The organism is Pediococcus acidilactici, from assembly GCF_016127815.1.
Classification (GTDB): Bacteria; Bacillota; Bacilli; order Lactobacillales; family Lactobacillaceae; genus Pediococcus; species Pediococcus acidilactici.
In genome coordinates this window covers 786708-811831 of record NZ_CP066046.1, presented here as the reverse complement: position 1 = coordinate 811831, position 25124 = coordinate 786708, and the positions used below count along the sequence as shown (strand labels likewise).

The window sequence follows — 25124 nt, the reverse complement described above, 5'->3', positions numbered from 1 at the left end:
AGAAAGAGGGATTTTAGACAATGGCAAGTAATAAAATTATTGGTATTGACTTAGGTACTACAAACTCTGCAGTTGCTGTCATGGATGGTGACAAACCTAAAATTATCACTAACCCAGAAGGGGCACGGACAACTCCATCAGTAGTTGCTTTCAAAAATGGCGAAACACAAGTAGGTGAAGTAGCAAAGCGGCAAGCAATTACTAACCCTAACACCATTTCTTCAATTAAGCGTCACATCGGGGAAGCTGGATACAAAGTAACGGTAGACGGCAAGTCATACACCCCACAAGAAGTTTCTGCAATGATTTTGAGCTACATCAAGAAGTTTGCGGAAGACTACCTTGGTGAAGAAGTTGATCAAGCCGTTATCACGGTTCCAGCTTACTTCGATGACTCTCAACGGCAAGCAACAAAAGATGCTGGTAAGATTGCTGGTTTGGAAGTTAAACGAATCATCAACGAACCAACTGCTTCTGCGTTAGCTTACGGTTTAGATAAGAGTGACAAGGATGAAAAGATCTTGGTATACGACCTTGGTGGTGGTACTTTTGATGTTTCGATCCTTGAACTCGGCGACGGTGTTTTCCAAGTACTTTCAACAAATGGTGACACTCACCTCGGTGGGGATGACTTTGACCAAAAGATTATTGATTGGTTAGTTGAAGGCTTCAAGGAAGAAAACGGCATTGACCTTTCTAAAGATAAGATGGCTCTTCAACGTTTGAAGGACGCTGCTGAAAAAGCTAAGAAAGATTTGTCTGGGGTTAGCGAAGCACAAATCAGCTTACCATTTATTTCCGCTGGCGAAGCTGGTCCATTGCATTTGGAAAAGACTTTGACACGGGCACAATTTGATCAATTAACCGCAGACTTAGTTGCTAAGACTAAGGTACCAGTTGACAACGCCCTTAAAGATGCTGGCCTATCAGCTTCTGACATTGACCAAGTTATCTTAAACGGTGGTTCAACACGGATTCCAGCTGTTCAAGAAGCCGTAAAGAACTGGACGGGTAAGGAACCTAACCATTCCATTAACCCTGACGAAGCCGTTGCCCTTGGTGCTGCTGTTCAAGGTGGGGTTTTAACTGGTGATGTTAAAGACGTTGTTTTACTTGACGTAACTCCACTTTCACTTGGTATTGAAACCATGGGTGGCGTGTTCACTAAGTTAATCGACCGGAACACTACGATCCCAACTAGCAAGTCTCAAATCTTCTCTACCGCAGCAGATAATCAACCAGCTGTAGACATTCACGTACTTCAAGGTGAACGTCCAATGGCGGCGGATAATAAGACGCTGGGTCGTTTCCAACTAACGGACATTCCAGCTGCTCCACGGGGAGTTCCACAAATCGAAGTTAAATTCGATATTGATAAGAATGGTATTGTTAACGTTTCTGCTAAGGATAAGGGTACTGGTAAGGAACAAAAGATTACCATCAAGAGTTCATCGGGTCTCAGTGATGAAGAAATCGAACGGATGATGAAGGAAGCTAAGGAAAACGAAGAAGCCGACCGCAAGCGTAAGGAAGAAGTTGACCTTCGTAACGAAGTTGACCAATTGATCTTCACAACCGACAAGACTTTGAAGGAACTTGAAGGTAAGGTTTCTGAAGACGAAATCAAGAAGGCTAAAGACGCTAAGGAAGCTCTTGAAAAAGCACAAAAAGATAACAACTTAGAAGAAATGAAAGCTAAGAAGGATGATTTGAGTAAGATTGTCCAAGACTTGTCTGTAAAGCTTTACCAACAAGCTCAACAAGCACAAGGCCAAGCTGATGGTGCTCAAGGTAACGACCAGAATACCGGTAATAACGACGACAACACTGTCAATGGGGATTTCGAAGAAGTCGATCCTGACAAAGACAACAAATAAATAAGTGATTAGCAATGAAGGGTCGAAGTCGTTGACTTTGACCCTTTTGCGGTGATTAACGGTTAAAACTGGTAAAAATCATGGAGGATGAATATGGCTGGAAGTAAAGATTACTATGACATTCTGGGAGTCAGTCGCGATGCATCTGAAGATGAAATCAAGAAGGCTTATCGACGCTTGTCGAAAAAATACCATCCCGATATCAACAAAGAGCCGGGAGCGGAACAAAAGTTTAAAGACATTAACGAAGCTTACGATGTCTTAGGGGACGCGCAAAAGCGTGCGCAATATGATCAATTTGGTTCCGCTGACGGCAACGCTGGCTTTGGTGGCGGTGGTTTCGGCGACCAAGGCGGCTTTGGTGGTTTTGGCGGCGGCTTTGACGACATTTTCAGTTCTTTCTTTGGTGGTGGTCAACGACAGGCCGCTAACCAGCCACGACAAGGAGAGGACCTACAGTACCAAATGACGCTTAAGTTTGAAGAAGCGATTTTTGGTAAAAAGTCGACGATTAAGTATTCACGAGAAGCCGAATGTAAGACCTGTGGCGGATCGGGTGCTAAACCAGGGACTTCGCCAGAAACCTGTCATAAATGTCACGGAACGGGTAGCATTCAAGTTACTCAAAACACTCCGCTTGGTCGGATGGTTCGGCAACAGGTTTGTGACGTATGTAACGGAACTGGTAAAGAAATTAAAGAGAAGTGCCCAACTTGTGGTGGTACTGGACACACTAAGCAAGAACATGAAGTAAAGGTTTCTGTTCCAGCCGGTGTTGAAGATGGTCAACAAATGCGGCTTCAAGGTCAAGGTGAAGCTGGTTATAATGGCGGACCTTATGGTGACCTTTACATCATTTTCCAAGTACAGCCAAGTAAGATTTATGAGCGCGAAGGTTCAGAAATTTACTATGATCAGTCAATTTCTTTCGTACAAGCTGCACTGGGGGATGAAATTGAAGTACCTACCGTTCACGGCAAGGTTAAGCTAAAAATCCCAGCTGGTACGCAGACGGGAACTAACTTCCGCTTGAAGGGCAAGGGAGCTCCTCGTTTGCGAGGCAATGGTAACGGTGACCAACACGTCCACGTGAAGGTTAAGGTGCCTAAGAAGCTGAATGCGGGCCAAAAGGAAGCTTTGAAGCTCTTTGCTAAGGCGAGTGGTGAACATCCGTCAGGCAACGGCAAGGGCGGCTTCTTTGATAAATTTATGAATTAATTAAATTGAAGACAATTAAAAACGTTGAAAATAGGGGATTGCTCTATTTTCAACGTTTTTTGTTTATATTTAATTCAAAATCGCCGTTCCTAAAGTCAAGTAGGTAGCAAATAAGATCCAGATCAAGTACGGAACCATTAGACTAGCGGCTAATTTACTAGTTTGCCAAAAACTTTTCACACACCAAATCACTAGTGCATCGAGTACGATGATAATTAAAAAGCTGATCCAGCGGTTGCTTGCACCAAAGAAAACGATGCTCCAAACAAAATTTAGGACTAATTGGCTAACAAATAAAATCAAGTTATTTTGGCGTGCGTTGGTCCGGTCACGAAGAATTAAATAACCGACAATTCCAATCATTAGGTATAAAATTGGCCAGACAATGCCAAAAATAAAGTCAGGTGGGGCTAAGGGCGGCAACGTTAAGTTGTTATAAATTGCTTTAATATCACCTGATAATATCCCCGATAGGCTTCCGACCAATTCTACAACGATAATGCTGGCGATTAATAAGATCCAATTTGGACTTCTTTTAGTCATTAAATCATCCCTCCTTCAAATTTAAAACGGTTACCCGGTTAGATTAGCTTAAGGGTAACAAAGAGTCGATAGTTTGCATAATGATTTGCTTAAAACAGCACGCCATAATTAAAAGAGGCTGAAAAAAATATCTTAGGATGTTAACTTTAATAAAGTTAAAAGTCAGTTTACGCTGTTTAACATAAAATCTATAATGCGGGATGCTCAGATCTAGACATTCAAAAATCCCTCCATGATTAACAGATAAATTATGATATTTCATCTGTCAGCCACAAAGGGATATCACATTATGCCCAATCCAGGCATCACGTCGATTTTTAGTTAATACTGATAAGCTACCCGACTTTTAGTGCACGCTTTCGTAAAGTCGTAGTGCAAAAAATTAACGATTGTTGTAACGTGCGTCGTCTTCGGGACGATGACTAAGCATCCCGAGGAATTTTAAGCTGTATAGGGCGCTTAAACCTACTAAAATATATACAATTTTAGAGATAATTGCTGTTTGCCCGCCGAATAAGGTAGCAACTAGGTCAAATTGGAAAAGTCCAACCAAGAGCCAGTTAATACCTCCGACAATTACCAAGATTAATGCTGTAAGATCCAATGCTTTCATAATAAATCTCCTCCCATAAGGTTATTATTTTTGGAACACCTTAAGCTTAGCAAATTCACTAATGGTTAAGCTAAGAATATGCTTAACCATGCTTATAAAAAATATTTTTTTCTCACAAATTGCGTTGAGGGAAATCGTTGCCGATGTTAAGCTTATTCTGTAGATGAAAACGCTATTTTATTAAGACTTAAGTGCGGGAGGTAAAAATGCAAGATATTCCAAAAGTTGTTCGGGTAGCATTGCTGCCGAGTTTATTTCTGCGAGTAGAATTTGCTGATGGTGCGGTGAGGTATTGGCGTTCGGCGATCAATAAGACAGAGCTGGACTTGTTAAAAAAAGCTGGAAACCTGCGTAAAGGACTTACTCAACTAACACCTGAGTACTACTGGTTAGGAACCCAAGCTACATTTGGCCAAGATAACACGTTTGCAATTAACCGGGTTATCTATGACGGTAATGAGATTTACAAACAAGGGAATCGGCAACCAACTTAAATTTAAAAAAATAAATCAATAAAGGACCTTGAGGTTGCATTAATGCAGCCTCGGGGTTTTTATTTGGTTAAATTAAAATATGAGGTTAATGGAAAAAGGCTTGCATTTTTCATGTCGAATCGGTTATAGTGTAATGTATAAATAGAACACCATAACTGAACGGAGGTTGAAAATTAATGTTGGAGGTAAAAAAGCTTGATGTATTTATCGGTAGAAAACAAATTATCAAAGGGGCGTCTTTTCAAGTTGGCGATGGGGAAATTGTCGGCTTGATTGGACCAAATGGAGCAGGAAAAACGACGATCATGAAAACCATCTTAGCCTTGACAAAATTTAAGGGGCAGGTCTTGGTAAATCATCAAACGGTTACCTCAAATCACCATCAAGCCCTTCTTAAAGTAGGGGCGCTAATTGAACACCCCGCGTTGTACCCATACATGACGGGCCGGCAAAATTTGGCTTTGTACGCACAAAGCGAGGTCGAAATTGATGACCTCGCACGTGCGTTGGAAATGGAAGCTTATATTGACGCACGGGCAAAGGGATATTCGTTAGGAATGAAGCAAAAACTGGGGATTGCGTTAGCATTATTAAATCACCCGGATCTAGTGATTTTGGACGAGCCCATGAACGGACTCGACGTGGAAGCGACCATTTTAGTTCGTAATCTAATTTTACGGATGGCCCAAAAAGGGACCGCTTTCCTGATTTCTAGTCATATTTTAAGTGAGCTTGAGCGGGTAGTTTCTAACGTGGTTTTGATTAATAAAGGCAAGATTTTATTAACCGATTCATTAAAAAATTTCCAAAGCGGGAATTCTCGTTATTACCAAATTACAACCGACAATTTATTTGCTAGCTATGAATTATTAGAAAATCACGGGGTGGTAAGCGAGCTACAAAAAGATTATTTAAAGATCAACGCTCCAGATCTTCAAGCAGCCGAAAAACTGTTGTTGGAAAATGAGCAGTACTTATTAACGGTGGCTCCAGAAAAACTAACTTTTGAGCAGCAAGTGGTGAAGTCGCTTAGAAGTCGCCAGGAGGTGCGCTAATGAGAAGCAGTTTGCAACAAGAGTTCTATAAATTCATTCATCGCCGAGGCTACTGGGGCGGCATCGTAGCCCTTTGGTTGCTTATGGCCGTTTCGGCTTGGCTTGAAGGGACGACGTTTGATTCAGTTGCCCAGAGCTATGATTGGGGTAGATGGGCTGCGCTGGTGATGAGTATTTTGGTAGCAACTGATTTTGGCGGGGAATACGAAAATGAGACCATTGACACGTTATTTTATAAGAACACCAGCCGTGGCGGGGTTTTTCTTGCTAAATTACTAGTTCTACTGGGTTACGTGCTTATTTTAAGTTTGGCAGGAGGAATATTCACAATGGTGATTCAGGCAACCCGTGCTCCTAGTACCTTGACATGGGATTTAGTGGTAAACCACCAGTCCCTTTGGAATGCCACGCTTTTGACGGGGTTAGGAGCCTCCGGGATGGTTGCTTTAATCACCGCTTTAACCATCGGGGTGACTTGTTTAACCCGGAGTAAAATCGTGGCTATGGGATTTAGTTTCGTATTGATTTTTACCGGGCCAACCTTGGCAGGGGCACTCCCCCAAATTATTGATGGGCCGTGGATTAAGTGGAACCCCTTGAACATGTTGCAACTTGCAAGTCAGGTCGCGAATCCGGCTTTAAAGAGCGTTACTAAATTATCCACTGCGCAACTAGCTTGGGGAACGACAATTTATGCCGTTATTTTTACCATGCTAAGTTACCTGTTTTTCAGTCGGGGACAACGAAGTAAATAGGAAGGTGAAATTTTGATAACCGTTATTAATCAAGAAGCTTATAAGTTGCTACATAAAAAAATAACTTGGCTTACACCGTTTTTAATAGTTTTACTAATGATTCCTTTCATCATGTCTTTTGATGATGCCATTTCGGCGCCCTGGCTGGTAATGTCGAGTTTCGGAATTGATGAAATTGCCCCTTTGATAATGATTTTAGTTGCGGCAACCTTTTTTTCATCGGAGTTTAAGCAACGAACAATATTGACGATGTTAGCAAAAACCCCCAGTCGAAAGGATGTCTATTTAGCAAAATTAACCGTTGTCGGGCTCTGTGACGTTGCGATACATGGTTTTGCGGTAATAATGACCCTAATTTTAAATTTTGCGCTACCAAAATTTCGCTTAGACTTGTTTAAACCGTATTTGTATCACCAAAGTCTTTTAACTAACGTGCTAACCATGACCCTGGTTGATATTTTGGTAACCATGTTCTTAGTCAGCATTCTCTTCTTAATCTCTTGTTCGATTACTGAAAATGCGGTTGTTTTAGCAATCAGTTTAGGAGTTTTCTTTATGGGGCAAATTGTGCCTCCTGGAATCCAATTTTTACCACAGCAATATCTCCACTGGCTCCGTTGGAATCCATTAAATATGATGTTGTTACCCTTACAATACGCAAATTACCCGGTGTATCACGATATGTCGCACCTTTCGACGTTGCAATTAGGGGTGGCAACCGCGGGATATGCCATCGTCTTTGCCGTTTTGGGTTACCAAATTTTTCGGCGGCGGCATTACTAAGAAGGCTGTTCCTTGGTTAAATAATACTTTTGAATTTGGTCCATAAGAATGGTTGTTTTGGGCGAAGGCGGAATGTCCGCTGGAAAAACCAAGGCAAGCGCTTGTTTTAAACCAGGTTCCTTAACTGAAATCACTTTTAAGTCGGCATGGCCGGCTTTTTGTGTTTCAAAAAAGGAGCGGGTGACGAGTGCTATCCCGGTTAATTGGCTAAGCGCGCTAATGCAGGCTGAATAAGAGGTTACTTCAACTAGGTATTGAGGCGACAAATGTTGATTTAAAAACAGTTGGTCGAGGGTCTGGCGAATGGCAAATTGCGGATCTAAAACAATTAATGGTACTTTGGTAAGTTGCGTAAGCGTGATGTTCTCGAGAGTGTGGTACGGCCCCGTTTTAGTGGTAACGGCAATAATTTCGTCGGTGAATAAGTAACGGTAATTAATGGCGGGATTATGAATGGGCAAAAAAGCTATTCCAAAATTAATTTCAGCGTTTAAAAGCTGTTCCAAGGTGCTAGCAGAGGTATTTTCTCGTAACGTGAATGACGTTTGTGGGTTAATTTTTTGAAATGTCTTCAACAGTGGCGTTAAAAGATGGGTTCCAGACAAGCCAATTTTAATTGAGGCAGGTTCCGAACGTGGCTGAAGCGCCTGTTTGGTGGCACGAACTTGCCGTAAAATCTTACGGGCATGGGATTGTAAAATCAGGCCAGCATTAGTAAGCATGATGTGGCGCCCAACTTTCAAAAATAATGGTTGTCCAATTTCCCGTTGCAAATTACTCATTTGGACACTCAGGGTAGGCTGCGCAATAAATAGCCGTTCGGCTGCTTGGTGGTAATTAAGTTCTTCACTCAAAACTAGGAAATACTCTAACTGTCTTAAATTCATTAGGAGGCCTCCCATCGATAGTAAAAGTTAATTACTCTAATAGTTTTTTGAGAATTGTTTCTTTTTGCTTTTAATCTTATCATGTTTTTGAATTATATTTGTGAAATTTTTAACTTTAGGAGAGTGGCAGATGAAACAGAACTTGAATCGGTGGGTAATGCTCACGGCGCATGTGCTAATTAACTTTGTTTTAGGCGGAGTTTACGCCTTTAGCTTTTTTAAAACGCCTTTAATTGCGCAATATCATTGGGATCCGGCAGTTTTATCATTAGCGTTTTCCATAAATATGGGGATCATCCCCCTACCCATGATCTGGGGTGGGGCATTAATTGATCGTGGACATGGGAAATTAGCAATTGTGTTAGGTGGAGCCTTATTTTCAATTGGATTCATTCTATCCGGATTTGTAAAAACATTACCGTTGCTATTATTAACGTACGGTTTAATTGCGGGAGTAGGAAGCGGGTTGGCCTTCACTGGCAACCTTAATAATGCAATTAAGTTTTTTCCTGATAAACGGGGATTAGCTTCAGGCTGCGTTCTGGCTGGCGTTGGCGTGGGGACCCTTTTATGTACCGCGCTAGCGCAGTTCTTCTTGACCAAGATGAATATTAGTCAGTCTTTGTTTTGGCTAGGGATGGTTTATTTAGTAGTGATTTTTGTAGTTCAATTTTTCATTCGCAGTGCACCAGCCAAGGATAGCAAACAGCTGGTGGCTTCTAAAATGGACCAAAACTGGCGGGGAATGCTAAAAGACCGGCGTTTTTGGCTGATGTTTTGGATCATGGCCTTTGGTGTGTTTTCTGGGATGGTCATTAGTAGTTCGTCGGCGCAAATTGGGATGGGAGCGTACGGCTTAACTGCTGGTGCGGTGGTAGTTAGTGGAGTTTCCATTGCTAATTCCGTCGGTCGGCTAATCTGGGGAACGGTTTCCGACTGGTTGGGTGAGTACCACACTTTAGCACTAGTTTACGCACTAATGGCGCTTTTTATGGCCTTACTACTGCTTGGTAAGGGAAATACAAGCCTTTTTTACGTTTGTGCATTAGGCATCGGCTTTTGCTATGCAGGTGTGCTAGCTGTGTTTCCAAGTATCACCAGCGCTAATTTTGGGCTACGTAACCAAGGATTAAATTATGCGTTTATTTATTTTGGTTTTGCAATTGGCGCGGTGGTTGCCCCATACGTAACGGCCGCTTTCTTTAAGTATACGCATTCTTTTGCAATCGTCTTTATTATTGCAATGGGGTTGTTAGGTTTAGGAGTACTCGCAATTTATTTATTAAAGGCTTGGGCTAAAGAGGCTTTACAAAGAATCGAACAAAAAGGAGTGAAAAAATTATGAAAGTAGCAATTGCAGGAGCTGGCGCAATGGGGTGTCGTTTTGGCGCGATGCTTGCCGAGGCTGGTGTGCAAGTTACGTTAATTGACCAATGGCAAGAACATATTCAAACAATTAATCAATCAGGTTTGCGAGTGGAAAATGAGCAAGGGACTCGAAACTACCATATTCCAGCACTTTTTCCAGAACAAGCAACTGGGCGATTTGACTTGGTAATCGTCTTTACCAAGGCGATGCAGATGGCGAATTTTCTGCACAAAATCATCCCCATCATTGATGAACCAACCACCTTACTTTGTTTATCAAATGGGTTTGGCAACGAAGAAACTTTAAGACAGTTTGTCTCAGCAGACCAAATTTTAATTGGGGTGACACTATGGTCTTCCGAGCTGCTAGGACCAGGGCAAATTAAAGCAACGGGAGAGGGGCGCATTGATTTTCAAGCCGTTTCTTCTGATTTTACTCCAGCAAAGTTAACCACGGTGCTAAATCTTTTGAATGAAGCAGGACTCCAAGCAAGCTTAGTCAAAAATGTCCACGAATCGATTTGGCGAAAAGCTGGTTTTAACAGTGTGATTAATCCCTTATCCGCCTTATTAAATTGCAACGTGGCGGAATTTGGGCAATTGAATTACGGAACCCAACTTACCGATCTAATTTTAGAAGAAATTAACGCGGTAGCACAGGCTGAGGGAATTCCCTTTAGCGTAAGGATAATTAAACAAATGCTGGAAGCACAGTTCGATCCCCAGGCTAGTGGGCAACATTATCCATCGATGCATCAAGATTTGAATAAGCAACGCCTCACGGAAATTGATTTTTTGAACGGCTACATCGTCAAACTAGGCCGAAAGCATCAACTCGCCACCCCAGTAAACCAAATGATTACAGGATTAATTCATAGCAAGGAGCAATTGGGGCAGTTAGGGGGAGCTTGATAGGCAGAAAAATTTGTTTAATAAAGCTGTTTTGAAGGTCCCTTAAATAATTAGGTGGTTGGCCATATTTTAGAAATTGAGGAGGTACTTTAATTTCTGAATCCGGCCCTTAGCCTAATAAAAGGGGGCTTTTTAATTCACTATATGAATTAAAACAAAGGATGACTTTTCTAAAATAGACGGGTAAGATGAGGAGGGCTAGTTAAACGAATTGGTTAGAAACTTTAATAAAATGCTGGAGGTAGGCCTGAAAATTTAACTATTTAACCAACGTTTACCAGCTCAGGCGGTTCGCGAAATCCCGCCTCAAATTAAAACTAGGAGTGATTTATTGATGAGTAAAATTAACCGTAACATTGCGGCAACTGGCGTAGTTGCGGCGCTTTACGTGGCAATCACGCTAATTTTTGCTCCCATTAGCTATGGAGTAGTACAGTTAAGGTTGTCAGAAATGTTTAACCATTTAGCCGCGTTTAACAAGCGCTATATTTTTGCGGTAACCCTCGGCGTGTTGATTGTAAACATTTTCAGTCCGTTGGGAGTGGTGGACATGATTTTTGGTACAGCCGGGACGCTAATCGGAACTACGCTAACCTACTTTACGGCACGAAACATCGGTGCCAAACCACTTAAATTCTTAATCGCTACGCTCTGCCAATTACCCGGAATGTTTTTAGTGGATTTAGAAATGCACTTATACATGAATTTGCCGCTCTTTCCCACTTACTGGGTTTTAGCCCTGGGGGAAATTGCATCGATGGCAATTGGCGCGGTGATTATTTACCTAATTACCAAGAAAATTAACTTATATGAATAATTTATAAATTAAAGAGGGATTTAAATGACTTTTGAAAAAATCTTACCAATTTTAAAGCAAGGCGGAAAGGCAATTCGCCAACAATGGAACGGTGACGAAGAGTTTGTAATCGTGGTGGAAAACCAAACGTTTGCGGGGGTTCCAGTAACCCCGTATATGCTAATTAAGACCACTAGCGAGGGATACTCCAGCTTTGCGCCCACGGTATGTGACGTGTTGGCAGATGATTGGCAGGTTGTAGTATAATGTCGCAGATCACCGAGTTTACCGATTGCCAAGTAGTGGTGACCGGAAGCAATTCTGGAATTGGGTTAGCACAGGCCCAAGCCTTTTTAGAACAAGGCGCCCTTGTGTGGGGATTTGATCAAAACATCGATCAAATGGACCAAATTCAAAAACAATATCCCAACCATTTTAAATTTACGCAAGTGGACTTGTCCGATCCCTTAGCGGTTACAAAAGCCCTTCAACCTTTAGAAAGAATCGACATTCTATTAAATACGGCCGGGATGCTAGACGACTACTTACCAATTGAAGACACGACTTTAACCCTATGGCAGCGGATCCTCAATAATAACGTTACCAGTATGTTTAACGTTACCAAAACCGCGTTGCCTAAAATAAAGCATTCTGGAGTAATTATTAACATGGCTTCAATTGCTGGAATGGTTGCGGGAGGCGGAGGAATTGCTTATACCGCTTCAAAACATGCCATCGTTGGTTTTACAAAGCAGCTTGCAATGGATTGTGCACCTAAGGGGATTCGAGTTAACGGAATTGCTCCGGGATGTATTGATACCCCGATGAACGCAAAGGATTTTGCGGATGGGGGTGAAATTGCTAAGGCAGTTGCCCAAGAAGTTCCGGTAAAACGTTGGGCAAAGCCCACTGAAGTCGCCAGCGTGACCCTATTCTTGGCGAGTCAGGCAGCAAGCTATCTACAAGGAGTGATCATTCCCGTGGATGGTGGTTGGGTAGCTAAGTAAAACTATTGGAAATTTTTATAATTAATAATAAAACAACCTGGTTGCTAAAGCACGATAAGGCATTAGCAATCAGGTTGTTTTTATCTGGGATTGGATTTACTTAAGCGCTAATTTCTGCGCTATCAGTTGTAGCTAAGATAGCAGTTACTATTTTTTGGTAGTCGTCCGTAACGACGAGCTGCTTTCGATAGATGGATTCCATAAAGGCGGTATCAACAAAATTATCCAGTAAACTAATTAAGTGATCATAGTATCCGTTAATATTCAAAATACCGACTTTTTTAAGTGGAACCAATCCAATTGCCATATCGGACAACAATTGACTAACTTCTTCTAAAGTTCCCAAACCGCCTGGCAAAACTAGGTAGGCGTCGCCCTTATTGATTAATAACTCTTTTCGCTTTGCCATGGTTTTGGTGGTAATAAAGGAAGTGGTGTTTTTGCGCGGTAGCTCATCTTCAAAAAGACCTTCGGGATAAATCCCGGTCACTTTGCCACCGTGGTCTAGAACGCCCTGGCTAATTGCTCCCATGGTTCCTGAAGTGGACCCTCCGTAAACTAGTTCAACGTTTTTTTGAGCTAGGGTAGTGCCAATGTTATAGGCAACCTCTTTAAAATTGGGGTGATTTCCCGGTCGGGAGCCACAAAATACCGTTATTTTCACAAAAATTCCCTCCTCGTTTTCGAAGTGTCTAGTATAAGACATTTTAAACGGGGGTGTCAATGCATAACGGGTAAACAATTTGTACTCGTTGGGCTAGTGATAAGTCAATTCCGCGCACGAATAAACCGATTGCGATACTTTAAGGGAGTAGAATTCATTTCTTTAGCAAAGACGTTGGTAAAATATGCCGAGGATGAAAAACCACATTCTTGGCTGATTTGAGTAATATTTAACGAACTTTTTCGTAAAAGCGAACAGGCCTTCTGCAATTTTAACTGGTGAACGTACTGACTCGGTTTTTTACCGAGATAACGCTGAAATAACTTATATAAGTAAGAACGATCTACGTTGTTATTAGCAGCAATTTGGCTGATTGTGAGTCCTGAAGCAAAATTTTCGTCGACGTAAAGTAGTATTTTATCAAAAATCTGTTTTCCTTGGTTAACCGGATTATTTGCGTGATTTTCTTGTTGTAGATAATCTAATAAAGAATAAACGGCGCTTAACGACTGGAAGTTTTGTTTGTCTTTAAACGCTTGGTAAACGTGGTTAAATAGCACTTCTTTAGTTTTATCAATGGAGGCGTTAATTACGAAATTCCGGCGGCTAAGTCCGATTTGAGCTAAATACTTAGCAGTTAATTCGCCCGAAATTCCGACCCACACATACGTCCAAGGATCGGCCTTATCAGGATAATAAATATTGGGGCAGTTAGCGGGCAACAAAAATGTATCGCCAGCCGAAAGGTGTTGTAAGTCGGAATTGCCGGCTGAAAAGTAACCTTTGCCGTCCATAACGTAGTGAAGCACCCAATAGTCAATCGGGATGTATTCAAAAGGCTTAGTGGGCTGACATTTTTCATAGCCGACTTCGTAAATGTGAAATTCTGCGCTAAGGGGATCGTTATCTACAAGAATGCTGACGTCTTCTGTAAATTGGTTATTCATTTGGGTTAACTCCTTATTGGTTAATGTCAACAAAATTACAATAAACGGGCAACAATTATTATGTCCATGAATATGTAAGCGCTTTATAATTCAAGTATAGCAATTGCTTAATCCAGATGAAAGAAGGCTTTACAATCATGAACAATTCAAGAGAGCGTTTAGGACCAGTAGCCCTAATGTTGATGACCTTTTCAGCAGTTTTTGCTTTCCCCAGCATTGTCAACAATAGTATCCAAATTGGTTTAGCGACCATTCCTGGATACATATTTGGTTCGGTATTTTACTTTTTCCCGTTTATTTTGATGATTGCCGAATTTGCTTCAGCCAACGCAGAAAATGAATCTGGCATTCACAGTTGGCTAGCTTCAGTTCTCGGAGAACGCTGGGCCTTTTTGGGAGCATGGTCGTATTTTTTTGTTAACCTATTCTTCTTCTGTTCGTTGCTACCCAATACCTTGATTTATGCTTCGTATTCTTTTGTGGGTAAAAACGTTTTTGAAGGTAGCCATGGTACGAAGGTGATTGCAATTATTTCAGTAATTTTGTTTTGGATTATGACTTGGGTTTGTATCAAAGGAGTTTCTTGGATCTCGAAGGTAACTAATTTTGCGGGAAGTGCCCGGCTATTTATGGGCGTCGCGTTTGTTATTTTAGCTTTTATCGTTGTTTTTGGGTTTGGCAAGGCGCCGGCACAAGATTTTACGCTAAAATCGATTACTCCTAAGTTTAATTGGACGTTCTTCATGACGATGGCTTGGATTCTTCAAGCCGTGGGCGGTGGCGAAAGTATCGGAGTTTACATTAAAGACGTGAAGGGTGGCAATAAGACCTTCGTTAAAACAATGATTGGTGCCACCGTGATTGTAGGGATTATGTATATTTTAGGGGCCGTCGCAGTTGGTCTAGTGGTTCCTACTGAAGTATTGAAGGGAAATTTTTCAAATGGGATTTTTGATATTTTTAAAATTCTCGGTAACTATTTCAACATTCCTGGAGGAGTAATGGTTCGATTAGTGGGAGTGATTTTATGCTTGGGAAGCTTAGGTTCGTTAGCCCTTTGGACGGCAGCCCCGGTAAAGGTGTTCTTTTCTGAAATTCCAGAAGGTGTTTTTGGGAAATGGTTAGTGCGAACTAATGAAGAAGGAAACCCCACTAACGCTTTAATTGTTCAGGGAATTATTGTAACGACTTTGCTGATTGTACCGGCGTTAGGGATTGGAAGTATGGACAGCTTTTTAGAAACCCTCATCAACATGACCGCTTCGACGTCTTTGCTGCCAGTATTATTCTTGCTGATTGCCTATATTCAACTTCGCTGGAAAAAGGATGATATGCCGCGGAGCTTTAAGTTAGGGCACCGGTCGTTTGGGATTACGGTAGGAATTTTTCTGTTACTGACCTTCATCTTTGTATTCTTCATGTCTACCGTACCAGACCCTCGTTTAATCATGCAGGAAATCCACGGCACGTTGCCCAAGGGGACCGCTAGTCCAATCGGAATGTTGATTTATAACGTGGTCGGCTTAATCGTGTTCATGGGCTTTGCGTGGATTTGTTGGTACCGTTATGAACGCAAACAACGACTTAATTAGGTAAAGGAAGGTTAAAAAATGAAACAATGGGAAAACTATCAAGTAGATGGGATTAATCGAATGGCGCCGCGAGCACATTTTAACAGTTATCCGACTCGTGAAAGGGCGTTAATTGGTGAAAATCGGTACACCCAGGCCTTTAAGAATTTGAACGGGTTGTGGAAGTTTATGTTCTTGCCCGCACCGGAATATAGCCCAGAAAATTTCTTTGCAAGTGATTTTGACACTACTACTATGGACGAAATCACGGTCCCTGGAAATTGGCAACGCCAAGGATATGGCAAAATGCATTATTCAGACTTATGGTATAACTTTCCAATTGATCCACCGTACGTACCCACCGAAAATCCAACTGGAATTTATAAACGAACTTTTGAAGTGGGCGCCGAATTTAAGGATCAAACCATCATCCTTCGATTTTGTGGGGTGGACTCGGCGTATAAAGTTTGGGTTAATGGGCAAATGGTTGGTTACAGTAAGGGAGCACGCAACGAAGCTGAGTTCGATATTACGGATCTGGTGTCTTTACACGATATCAATGATTTGACCGTACAAGTTTACCAGTGGTCAGACGGGACTTATCTAGAAGATCAGGACATGTGGTGGTTAAGTGGCATTTACCGCGATGTGGAACTTTTGGGCGTTCCTAAAAATGGAATTCAAGATTTACAAGTAACTGCGGACCTGGTCCACGATTACCAAGATGGTGATTTACAGATTACTGCTACTTTACGAAAAGAAGCTGGGCAGACAGTGCAAGTGGAATTGCTGGACGAAAAGCAAAACGTCCTTTACACGGCAACCAATCAATCACAGGGTACGCAGGTCCGGTTTAAAACCCAAATTCCGCACGTTAAACCTTGGAGTGCCGAGCTGCCACATCTGTATACCGTTTTGATGACGGTTAAGCATGCAGAGCAAGTGATTGAGGTGATTCCTCAAACGGTCGGTTTCCGGTCTATTGAAGTTGTGGGAGACACCTTTTTGGTCAATGGGGTGGCCATTAAGCTAAAGGGGGTTAACCGGCACGACTACAATCCCCGTAACGGGCGGGTAGTCAGTGAAGCAGAGATTGAAAAAGATATTATTTTAATGAAGCAATTTAATATTAACGCCATTCGAACTAGTCACTACCCCGACGCATACTATTTTTATGACCTTTGCGACCGCTACGGAATGTACGTCATTGACGAGACCGACTTAGAATGCCACGGCTTTGAATTAACTGAAAAGTATGACTGGATTAGCGACGACCCCCAGTGGGAGACGGCCTTTGTTAACCGGTTGATTCGGATGATTGCTCGTGACCGTAACCATCCTTCAATTATCTTTTGGTCGTTAGGAAACGAGTCCTCTTTTGGCTGTAATTTCCGAAAAATGGCGGAAGTGGCTAAAGAAATGGATCCGACCCGGTTGGTCCATTACGAAGGTGATTTTGATGCTGAGGTAGTGGATGTATATTCTACGATGTACACCTGGTTAGAACATCCGACCCGAAAATTACTCATGAAGGATGTAATTAAGAACGCCAAGAAACCGCACATTCTTTGCGAATATGGGCACGCCATGGGGAACGGACCGGGAAATTTAAAGGAGTACCAAGACCTATTCTATGCTCATGATAAACTGCAAGGTGGTTTTATTTGGGAATGGTTTGATCACGGGATTGAATCCTATACGGAAGATGGGCGCAAGTATTATCGCTACGGCGGCGATTTTGGGGACGATCCCACTAATGGAGATTTCTGTATTGACGGGCTCTTGATGCCGGACCGCACTCCTTCACCCGGTCTTTACGAGTATAAAAAAGTAATCGAGCCGGTAACCACCGAAAAAGTTAACCTTCAGGAAGGACGAATAAAGTTAATTAACCGGTATGATTTTACCAATTTACAGATTTTTGATTTGGTTTACGAAGTAATGGCAGACGACCAACTTCTAACTAGCGGCCATGTTTCGCTGCCAAGCATTCCCGCACGGCAAACTAAAGAAATTCAATTACTGGACGAGCTACCGCATGCTGGGGAACCTGGGGCAACGTATTACCTAAATCTTTCATACCGGCTAAGACAGAACGCCTCGTTTGCGCCAGCGGGATTTGAATTAGCTACCGCCCAGTTTGTTTTACCAATTCAATCTAACCGAATCTTAGTGTCGCCACGAGGAACTTTACAAGTTAGTGAAGGAGCGACCACGTTGAAGATTAGTGGAAATAATTTTACAGTTACGTTGGATACCGTGCGCGGTCAGCTGATTGATTATCAAAAAGATGGGCAAAAGTTACTAAAACGGGGTCCGCAGTTCACCTTCTGGCGAGCGCCGACTAGCAACGATATGGAGATTGTAACCGAAATGAAGCAACGCCAATTTTTACATTTAGAGCATGAAGTAGTGCGTGATTTTAGTTGGCAAGCTAGCGAGCAAGCGGTAGTAGTTCGAGTGAAGACGATGCATGGGACTACTAATAGTGCTTGGCACTTTGATTGCCAGTATGAGTATCGGATTTTAGCAACCGGAGACATACTATTTAAACTAAACGGGATCCCAGATGGTAAGCTTGATATGACCCCAGACATGCTCCCTCGTTTGGGAGTGGATTTAAGATTAAATCCTGATTTAGCACAAGTTCGTTACTTTGGTCGCGGGCCTCGAGAAAACTATGTCGATTCTCGGGAAGCTGGGCTACTCGGGGTTTACACAACTGACGTGGATAGTTTATTTACCAATTACGTAGTACCACAAGCAAACGGGAATCATTTAGATACTAAATGGGCCTCCTTAACGGATGAACGCGGTCAAGGGATGTTATTTAGTAATCCATCCGGAATTAACTTTAGCGCTTCTTATTATGAACAACGGGATCTTGATGAAGCCAAACACACCATCGATTTAAAGAAACGGGACTACGTGGTTTTGAATTTAGATTACCAACAAAACGCACTTGGTAGTTTTTCTTGCGGACAGTGGCAACTGGAAAAGTACCGTACAAAAGTTACGGATTTCGAATTATCATTTCGAATGACGGGCTTCAATCAAAAGGAGGTTCGGGATACCGTCCTTGCTCGGGAAGAGTTAGTTGACGAATTTGATTAGCATTAAAGATTTTAAGAACACGATAAATTAAATAAACGGAAGCAAGTAGATCACTCTACGGGCTCCCGTTTTTTATTTGATTTCAAAGTGTGATTCGTATTTAAAACTGTGTTTAAGCACGTGCGCTACAGCGTGAGATAATTCCCGGGAAAAGTTATCGAGTTTCAATTTTGAACGATAAAAGGCTTCTGGATTGCTAATATCTTCGTCTGAAAACATACTCAAACTGTGCTTGAATTTTTGACTTTGCTCCCGTAGATGTTGCGAGGCGGTATAAAGTTCATCTACATCGTTGGTAGTAACGTTAGAATCGTTAATTACAATTAGAACTTTGAAAAAAGCTGAGTGTGCTAATTCGTATTCATCAATTATATTCTGAGCAATTACAACTGCCTGATCTTTAGACTCTTTGATTAAAGCTAACGGTAATTCAGTTAATTTAATTTGCTCAAGCACAAAGTTTAATTTCTCCAATTCTTGAATCGCTGATTTACGGTGTTGCTCCTTATTGAACAGGTCGTCTCTTTTAAACTGTTCCTTAGCAACAATTAGGGTCAAAATAGAACCCGCAATTCCGCCAACCATCGTCGAAACAAAGGTTTGCCAATCCATGGATAACTCCTCCTTTAAACATTGACGCTATTAACTGTAAACACGTTAAGGATTATTCACGCTTTTATAATATCAAAAATGTTTGAAAGAAGGAACCGGAAATATTTACCAAAATTTTTAAACTAAAGTAAGGCGAGTAAGCCAAAAGTCGGATAGCTTGCGAGCAGTAACAAAAAATGACCATAATGCCTGAATTTGGCATGATGGTCATTTTGGGGTTAAGCAGAATAGGCTTTTTTGACGCTATTGAAGTCAAAACACCAAGCATTTTTTAAGAATCTTTTCATCCCTGAAAAGGATTACTGTAGTTTTTCCAGTCTCTTGTAGTTCGTTTACCGGCGTCGTTTACCGTGGCGACCGACTGGTTTTACGAAAAAATTCAAATTAGGTCGGAAACGCCGTTTCCCGCGATGTTCGGATGGCACCGTGGCTGTCCGCGGGTGTTTTTTACGCCAAAGTAGGTACCCGCCTACAATAATAATTAGTAAAATTAATGCCGTCCAAAGGCCCCCGTGATGTTCGTTGTACTCAATCCCTGAGCTATGCGAAGTATCCGATTCGACCGTGGTAATGATTTTACTTTTCTTAGCTTTATGTGCCTTAGAAGAAGACGAGTGTTTAGCAGACTTCGACTTTTCAGACGATTCTTTACTGGATTCATCCGTGGACTCGTCATCTACGGTCGATGATGAGGGGGCCTGGTTTTGATTGCTAAAGTTGTATTCGTGTGATTGCCACCGCCAATTTCCGTTGTGGTTGGTTTGGGATTGACGTTCCGCGGGACGCGAACTCGATTTAGCAGACGAAGAAGGCGCCGATGATGCTGGTCGACTGCTTGCGTGACTTTGTGCGGGCGCCGAACTGCTTGGTTGGGACTGACGCGGTTGCGAACTTGATTGATGGTTTTGATTAGAATTGTGATTATTATTATTATTATTATTTTGGGTAGCGTGACTTGAAGCAGCGGGACTACTAGTAGTTTCTTTACTGCTTGATTGTGTTTGCGTTACCTTTTGTTCATTTTCAGCCATTGAATCTACAAGCCTTTCATTGAGATTATTGACATACTGCCTTAAAATTACTTATTTAATTTTAGCATATTTCTGAAAATGCGAAACCTTCGGGAATTAGTTGGCCGGAGCATTTAAATTTTTGCGGGAGGTCTGCTATAATTTAGCTTAGTGATTACTTATGAAAAGGAAACTATCTATGAACGAATATAAAGATTTAAAAGACCGGCAAGCGCACATCCGGAATTTCTCAATTGTTGCGCATATTGACCACGGTAAATCAACTTTAGCGGACCGGATTCTCGAATTAACTGATACGGTCGCAAAAAGAGATATGCAAAATCAGCTGCTTGATACTATGGATTTAGAGCGGGAACGGGGGATCACCATTAAGCTTAATGCGGTAGAATTGCATTACACCGCTAAAGATGGCGAAAAGTACATCTTCCATTTGATTGACACTCCGGGACACGTAGATTTTTCATACGAAGTTTCTCGGAGTCTGGCCGCTTGTGAAGGCGCGGTCCTAGTAGTTGATGCTGCCCAGGGCGTGGAAGCACAAACGTTAGCCAACGTCTATTTAGCAATCGATGATGATTTGGAAATCGTTCCGGTAATTAATAAAATTGATTTGCCGGCTGCAGATCCTAAGCGAGTTCAAGATGAAATTGAAAACGTAATTGGGTTAGACGCCAGTGATGCAGTGATGGCAAGTGCTAAGCAAGGAATCGGAATTGAAGAATTACTCGAACAAATTGTCGAAAAGGTCCCGGCACCGGATGGGGATTTGGACGCACCGCTTCAAGCGCTAATTTTTGATTCCAAATATGATGATTACCGCGGGGTGGTATTAAGCGTCCGTTTGTTTGAAGGGATGGTTAAGCCCGGCGACACAATCAAGTTAATGAACAGCGGGGCAACCTACGAAGTTAACGAAGTGGGAGTTAATTCCCCAAACCCGCTTAAACGGGAATATTTAATGGCTGGTGACGTTGGTTACATCACCGCCAGCATCAAAGATATTAAGGACACTCGGGTTGGTGATACAGTTACGTTATTAAATAACCCGGCTGCAAAACCATTAGAAGGATATCGAGAAATGAATCCAATGGTTTATTCGGGGCTATATCCTACTGATAATGCTAAGTATAACGATTTGCGGGAGGCCCTAGAAAAGCTCCAGCTCAACGATGCTGCCTTAGAATTTGAACCAGAATCTTCTCAAGCATTAGGCTTCGGGTTCCGGTGCGGCTTTCTTGGATTGTTGCATATGGACGTAATTCAGGAGCGTCTTGAACGTGAATTTAATTTAGATTTGATTACTACGGCGCCGTCAGTTACTTACCGGGTGGAATTAACCGATGGTAGCGAGATTTCGGTTGAAAACCCTTCGGAGATGCCGGATGCGTCGAACATCAAGAATATCAAGGAACCGTACGTTAACGCGGATATCATGGTGCCTAACGATTACGTGGGAGCCGTGATGGAATTGGCCCAGTATCGTCGGGGAATCTTTAATACGATGGATTACATTGACGAGAATCGGGTGGACGTTAAGTATGAACTACCATTATCCGAAATTATTTTTGACTTCTTTGATAAATTGAAGTCAAGTACACACGGTTACGCTTCATTGGATTATGAACTCGGCGAATATAAAGTCAGCAACCTAGTTAAAATTGACATTTTACTCAATGGCGATCGGGTTGATGCTTTAAGTTTTATCGCTCACCGAGATTTCGCTCAACAACGGGGTAACGAAATTACGGCTAGCCTTAAGGAAATCATTCCCCGGCGGAACTTTGAAATTCCGGTCCAGGCAGCGATTGGAAATAAAATCATTGCCCGGACTAACATTCGTGCTTATCGTAAGGACGTTACGGCTCGCATTCATACTGGGGACCCAGACCGGCGTGCTAAGCTTTTAGAGAAACAAAAGCGGGGTAAAAAGCGGATGAAATCGGTCGGAAAGGTTGAAGTGCCACAAGAAGCCTTCATGACCGTTTTGAAGACCGATACGGAAAGTAAAGGGAAGTAAGCCTAATTTAAGACAAAATAAAACAGCGAAAGCTAGTAAACTAGTTTTCGCTGTTTTTTTATAGTTCGGGATTATGGGCGAAGTAAAGCGGGGATAAGTCAGTTGACTTGGTAATTAACTCTGCGGTCAACGCTTGGTAAGCTTTAATCGCAATATCGCTAATCTCCGTACCAGCTTGGTTAAGCAATGGCGTTAATTCTTGACGATCAATCTGGGTAGCCTGCGTTTCGTATTCGTGTAGCTTGTTTTTCATAGCTACGTTAACCTTACTTCGGGTGTCGTTAAGTGCTTTAATAAACTCTTGGTAGTGCGCGTCAGTGAGGACGCTTGCCAATTTGAAGACCCAGTACGCGGAATCTGCAGAGTAAATTTTTTCGCCATGGTGGTACATCTCTGGAGTGCTGCTCATCCCAGCAAAGAATGGGACATAGACGCTTTGCGCAGCTACGCCCATGGCCAGCCAGTGAATTCCACCAATTTCAATCGGAAGGTCTGGCTTAATTTGTAAAATGTGTGATTCCTGAGTTGCCGGCAGGCTAATTGGCCGGAATTGATGCTTTTCAGTTTCCGTACCCGTGCCGACCGGATTATATGGGGTCCCTTCATAATGAGAACTTAAGATTTGTTGGACGTCCTCAACTTGAATTAAGCGACTAGCCCGCCGTATAAACGGAAGGTCATGGCTAGTAGGACTTTGTTTAATTTCCGGATTTAAAATTCGTTGTCCTTCCCAAACCCGTGGGGTGTTGTAATACTCATCTGATAAATCGTTCACCTCGAAGATTTCACGGAAGTTGAAACTTGCTGGGTTGGGGTTAAGGTGGTGTTGGGCAACGAACTCACGAATGTCGGCCTTAAACATGAAGTGATCCGGGTCGTCAAAATCAATTTCTTGGATCGACAACTGGTTGGCCACTACTGCGTAGCAATCGTCAGGAATACGTTGCGCAACCCACTGATGGCCGCCAGCGGTTTCCATGTACCAAACTTCATCCGCATCGGCAAACAAAATTCCGTTAGTCTCGTTAGTGCCGTTTTCTTCAATAAGTTTAGCTAGGTATTGAACCCCTTCACGGGCGCTGTGCACGTAAGGAAGGGTGACCGTTACCATAGCTTCTTCTCCCAGCCCATCTTTGACAAGCGGATCAAATCCTAAGACGCGTTCGTTAGTGTAGGCACTTTCGGTAGCACTCATCGCCACGCCGTACTCGTTGATTCCATCTTCTTCAAAGAGCCCAAATTCGGCAGTCCATTCTGGAGTGGCGGTATATTTACCCCGGACTTCCGGTAGTTCCGTAGTAAAGCCATTGTCGTTTGATTTAAACGTGCGTTCATCCGCGGTGGAAACGTGGTGGGGATGTACCACAAAATGCTTTGGCCAAGCTGATTTAGCGTCTTCGTTACGCGCAATCATCGTTGAACCGTCGGCAGTTGCCAATTTACCCGCTAAGAAACTTGTACAAGCTGAATATTTTTGAGTAATTGTCAAAACCTTCTTTCGTTATTTCCTTTAGTGTATCATAAGAAACCGATAGCGATGAGGGCATTGTTTCTAAAAAGCAGGCCAGCAAAATGTAAGATAAATTGATTTTATAATTGTTAAAAATACTTTGTTTTTTAAAGCAATTCATGAGATTATAGTTGTGGCAATTTTATTAAAGGAGGGATTTAAAATGCCGTTAATTCACATTGATTTAATCGAAGGACGTAGTGAAGATCAACTACGTGGGCTGGTAAAGGACGTTACCGCAGCGGTAGTAAAGAATACTGGCGCACCCGCCGAACACGTGCACGTTGTTTTGAACGAAATGCAAAAGAACCGTTATTCAGTAGCGGGAGTTTTAAAGAGCGACGAAAAATAGGTTGATTAATAAAAAGCTTCTTCAAAGAAACGGACCGGCACCTGCTGGATGGTTGTTTCTGATTGAAGAAGCTTTTTTATTAGTTAGCTAGATCGAGATATTCGGACAAGTACTTGGCAACCCCGTCATGCTCATTATCAAATTCGGTAATGTCGTTAGCAATCGATTTGATTTGGGCGGTTGCATTACGCATCGCCACTCCGCGACCCACGTAGTCAAGCATTTCAGCATCATTATGCTCGTCACCAAAGGCAATGATGTTTTGCCGGTCAATGTGGTAGTATCTTGCTAAGTAATCGACCGCTTTAGCTTTTTGAATCCCCTTAGAGACGATTTCTAAGACGCTGTGCGGACCGCCCCAGACCCCAACGTTAATATAATCGCGGTAATGATATAACAGCTGATTTTTAACAAACTGGGCGCTGTTAGGTTCAACTAGGATGGTAATGGAAGTCGGGTTCCCCCGCAGGCTTTCTTCGGTTAAAACTTGGTCGTCTGAAATCTCATGCGGGAAGAAATCGAAGGTAGCCGGCGCGGCGTGATCAGCAAAGAACGAATGCTTATTTTCAACTGCCAGTAACTTAATGCCGTAATCATCCTTATGGCGCATTAAATCATAAACTACGGCCTTATTGATGGTCATTGAATACTCGCCATCCCATTTTTGATGAGGAATGTGGGTCAAGGCACCGTTAAAATTGGCCATGGGAGTGGTTAATTGTAACTGGTCGTAAATGTCGCGAGCCATCCGGTATGGTCGTCCCGTGACAATTGAAACTAAATGTCCAGCCCGGGTAGCCTTTTGCAAAGTTTTAATGGTTAAGGGTGAAAGCTGACTATGATTATTTAAAGTGGTTCCGTCTAAATCCAGAGTGATTAATTTTTGTTGCATTTGATCGCTCCTTTTTAAAAGTATTATTAGCCTATTTTAAGCCAAGTGCTTATAAAATGAAAGGTACCTTACCAATTCTTACCGTCCGGTGGTCGACTTTAGTAAA

At 42.3% G+C, this 25124-nt stretch carries 24 protein-coding genes; 15 read left to right on the top strand and 9 right to left on the bottom strand.

All coding sequences use genetic code 11. The features are described 5' to 3' along the window. Positions 1 to 20 precede the first annotated feature (20 nt). Together dnaK and dnaJ are read left to right on the top strand one after the other, a co-directional pair. Positions 21 to 1877: a molecular chaperone DnaK gene (gene dnaK, locus I6H64_RS03965; RefSeq protein WP_005916782.1), complete on the top strand. Its 1857-nt coding sequence runs from the start codon at positions 21 to 23 to the stop codon at positions 1875 to 1877. Positions 1878 to 1970: 93 nt separating this feature from the next. Further along, on the top strand, positions 1971 to 3095 hold the full coding sequence (dnaJ, locus tag I6H64_RS03960) for a molecular chaperone DnaJ (RefSeq protein WP_002831562.1): 1125 nt from the start codon (positions 1971 to 1973) through the stop codon (positions 3093 to 3095). 69 nt (positions 3096 to 3164) lie between these two features. Here dnaJ and I6H64_RS03955 read toward each other — a convergent pair whose 3' ends face one another. Further along, positions 3165 to 3638 (bottom strand): TspO/MBR family protein, encoded by a 474-nt coding sequence (locus I6H64_RS03955; RefSeq protein WP_008840891.1) that lies wholly within the window; start codon positions 3636 to 3638, stop codon positions 3165 to 3167. Positions 3639 to 4020: 382 nt separating this feature from the next. Continuing rightward, positions 4021 to 4251, bottom strand: a complete 231-nt coding sequence (locus I6H64_RS03950) for a DUF378 domain-containing protein (protein WP_002831565.1) — start codon at positions 4249 to 4251, stop codon at positions 4021 to 4023. A 206-nt stretch (positions 4252 to 4457) separates the two neighbouring features. Between I6H64_RS03950 and I6H64_RS03945 the strand changes: the two genes are divergently transcribed. The 4 genes from I6H64_RS03945 (at position 4458) to I6H64_RS03930 (ending at position 7338) form a co-directional block, all read left to right on the top strand. After that, entirely contained in the window at positions 4458 to 4745 is a 288-nt protein-coding gene (locus I6H64_RS03945) for a hypothetical protein (RefSeq protein ID WP_002831566.1), read from the top strand. Positions 4746 to 4921: 176 nt separating this feature from the next. Next, positions 4922 to 5800, top strand: a complete 879-nt coding sequence (locus tag I6H64_RS03940; RefSeq protein ID WP_008840893.1) for an ABC transporter ATP-binding protein — start codon at positions 4922 to 4924, stop codon at positions 5798 to 5800. After that, complete coding sequence (locus I6H64_RS03935) at positions 5800 to 6555, top strand: ABC transporter permease (protein WP_008840894.1); 756 nt, start codon at positions 5800 to 5802, stop codon at positions 6553 to 6555. The genes I6H64_RS03940 and I6H64_RS03935 overlap by 1 nt, the downstream gene beginning before the upstream one ends. Positions 6556 to 6567: 12 nt before the next feature. After that, a complete protein-coding gene (locus I6H64_RS03930; RefSeq protein WP_036685033.1) occupies positions 6568 to 7338 on the top strand; it encodes an ABC transporter permease in 771 nt (256 codons plus the stop codon). Here I6H64_RS03930 and I6H64_RS03925 read toward each other — a convergent pair. Then, complete coding sequence (locus I6H64_RS03925; protein ID WP_008840896.1) at positions 7335 to 8225, bottom strand: LysR family transcriptional regulator; 891 nt, start codon at positions 8223 to 8225, stop codon at positions 7335 to 7337. The genes I6H64_RS03930 and I6H64_RS03925 overlap by 4 nt on opposite strands. A 130-nt stretch (positions 8226 to 8355) precedes the next feature. Here I6H64_RS03925 and I6H64_RS03920 point away from each other — a divergent pair, with 130 nt between their 5' ends. The 5 genes from I6H64_RS03920 (at position 8356) to I6H64_RS03900 (ending at position 12308) form a co-directional block, all read left to right on the top strand. Beyond that, a complete protein-coding gene (locus tag I6H64_RS03920) occupies positions 8356 to 9570 on the top strand; it encodes an L-lactate MFS transporter (RefSeq protein WP_036685037.1) in 1215 nt (404 codons plus the stop codon). After that, positions 9567 to 10505: a ketopantoate reductase family protein gene (locus I6H64_RS03915; protein ID WP_008840898.1), complete on the top strand. Its 939-nt coding sequence runs from the start codon at positions 9567 to 9569 to the stop codon at positions 10503 to 10505. The genes I6H64_RS03920 and I6H64_RS03915 overlap by 4 nt, the downstream gene beginning before the upstream one ends. Before the next feature lie 334 nt (positions 10506 to 10839). Continuing rightward, positions 10840 to 11322: a QueT transporter family protein gene (locus I6H64_RS03910; protein WP_002831576.1), complete on the top strand. Its 483-nt coding sequence runs from the start codon at positions 10840 to 10842 to the stop codon at positions 11320 to 11322. A gap of 24 nt (positions 11323 to 11346) precedes the next feature. Beyond that, on the top strand, positions 11347 to 11568 hold the full coding sequence (locus I6H64_RS03905) for a DUF2829 domain-containing protein (RefSeq protein ID WP_008840899.1): 222 nt from the start codon (positions 11347 to 11349) through the stop codon (positions 11566 to 11568). Further along, on the top strand, positions 11568 to 12308 hold the full coding sequence (locus I6H64_RS03900) for a 3-oxoacyl-ACP reductase (protein WP_008840900.1): 741 nt from the start codon (positions 11568 to 11570) through the stop codon (positions 12306 to 12308). Before I6H64_RS03905 ends, I6H64_RS03900 begins: the two co-directional genes overlap by 1 nt. 100 nt (positions 12309 to 12408) lie before the next feature. On the opposite strand, the gene I6H64_RS03895 is transcribed toward I6H64_RS03900, so the two are convergent. Next, the gene (locus I6H64_RS03895) at positions 12409 to 12972 is read right to left on the bottom strand and encodes an LOG family protein (protein ID WP_008840901.1); all 564 of its coding nucleotides are present in this window, start codon (positions 12970 to 12972) and stop codon (positions 12409 to 12411) included. 104 nt (positions 12973 to 13076) lie between these two features. After that, entirely contained in the window at positions 13077 to 13919 is an 843-nt protein-coding gene (locus I6H64_RS03890; protein WP_036685039.1) for an AraC family transcriptional regulator, read from the bottom strand. A gap of 116 nt (positions 13920 to 14035) precedes the next feature. On the opposite strand from I6H64_RS03890, the gene I6H64_RS03885 reads away from it, so the two are divergent. Further along, a complete protein-coding gene (locus tag I6H64_RS03885) occupies positions 14036 to 15511 on the top strand; it encodes an amino acid permease (RefSeq protein WP_008840903.1) in 1476 nt (491 codons plus the stop codon). Between the two features lie 18 nt (positions 15512 to 15529). Next, complete coding sequence (ebgA, locus tag I6H64_RS03880) at positions 15530 to 18604, top strand: beta-galactosidase subunit alpha (RefSeq protein ID WP_008840904.1); 3075 nt, start codon at positions 15530 to 15532, stop codon at positions 18602 to 18604. Between the two features lie 72 nt (positions 18605 to 18676). On the opposite strand, the gene I6H64_RS03875 is transcribed toward ebgA, so the two are convergent. Then, positions 18677 to 19216, bottom strand: a complete 540-nt coding sequence (locus tag I6H64_RS03875; RefSeq protein WP_008840905.1) for a hypothetical protein — start codon at positions 19214 to 19216, stop codon at positions 18677 to 18679. Between the two features lie 332 nt (positions 19217 to 19548). After that, complete coding sequence (locus I6H64_RS03870) at positions 19549 to 20247, bottom strand: hypothetical protein (RefSeq protein WP_008840906.1); 699 nt, start codon at positions 20245 to 20247, stop codon at positions 19549 to 19551. 178 nt (positions 20248 to 20425) lie between these two features. Between I6H64_RS03870 and lepA the strand changes: the two genes are divergently transcribed. Further along, the gene (gene lepA / locus I6H64_RS03865) at positions 20426 to 22264 is read left to right on the top strand and encodes a translation elongation factor 4 (protein WP_002831587.1); all 1839 of its coding nucleotides are present in this window, start codon (positions 20426 to 20428) and stop codon (positions 22262 to 22264) included. A 58-nt stretch (positions 22265 to 22322) separates the two neighbouring features. Here lepA and I6H64_RS03860 read toward each other — a convergent pair whose 3' ends face one another. Continuing rightward, positions 22323 to 23753, bottom strand: coding sequence for a C69 family dipeptidase (locus tag I6H64_RS03860; protein WP_008840909.1), 1431 nt, complete (start codon positions 23751 to 23753; stop codon positions 22323 to 22325). Positions 23754 to 23937: 184 nt separating this feature from the next. Between I6H64_RS03860 and I6H64_RS03855 the strand changes: the two genes are divergently transcribed. After that, the gene (locus I6H64_RS03855; RefSeq protein WP_002831590.1) at positions 23938 to 24126 is read left to right on the top strand and encodes a 2-hydroxymuconate tautomerase; all 189 of its coding nucleotides are present in this window, start codon (positions 23938 to 23940) and stop codon (positions 24124 to 24126) included. Between the two features lie 79 nt (positions 24127 to 24205). On the opposite strand, the gene I6H64_RS03850 is transcribed toward I6H64_RS03855, so the two are convergent. After that, on the bottom strand, positions 24206 to 25018 hold the full coding sequence (locus tag I6H64_RS03850) for a Cof-type HAD-IIB family hydrolase (RefSeq protein ID WP_004165154.1): 813 nt from the start codon (positions 25016 to 25018) through the stop codon (positions 24206 to 24208). Positions 25019 to 25124: the final 106 nt, after the last annotated feature.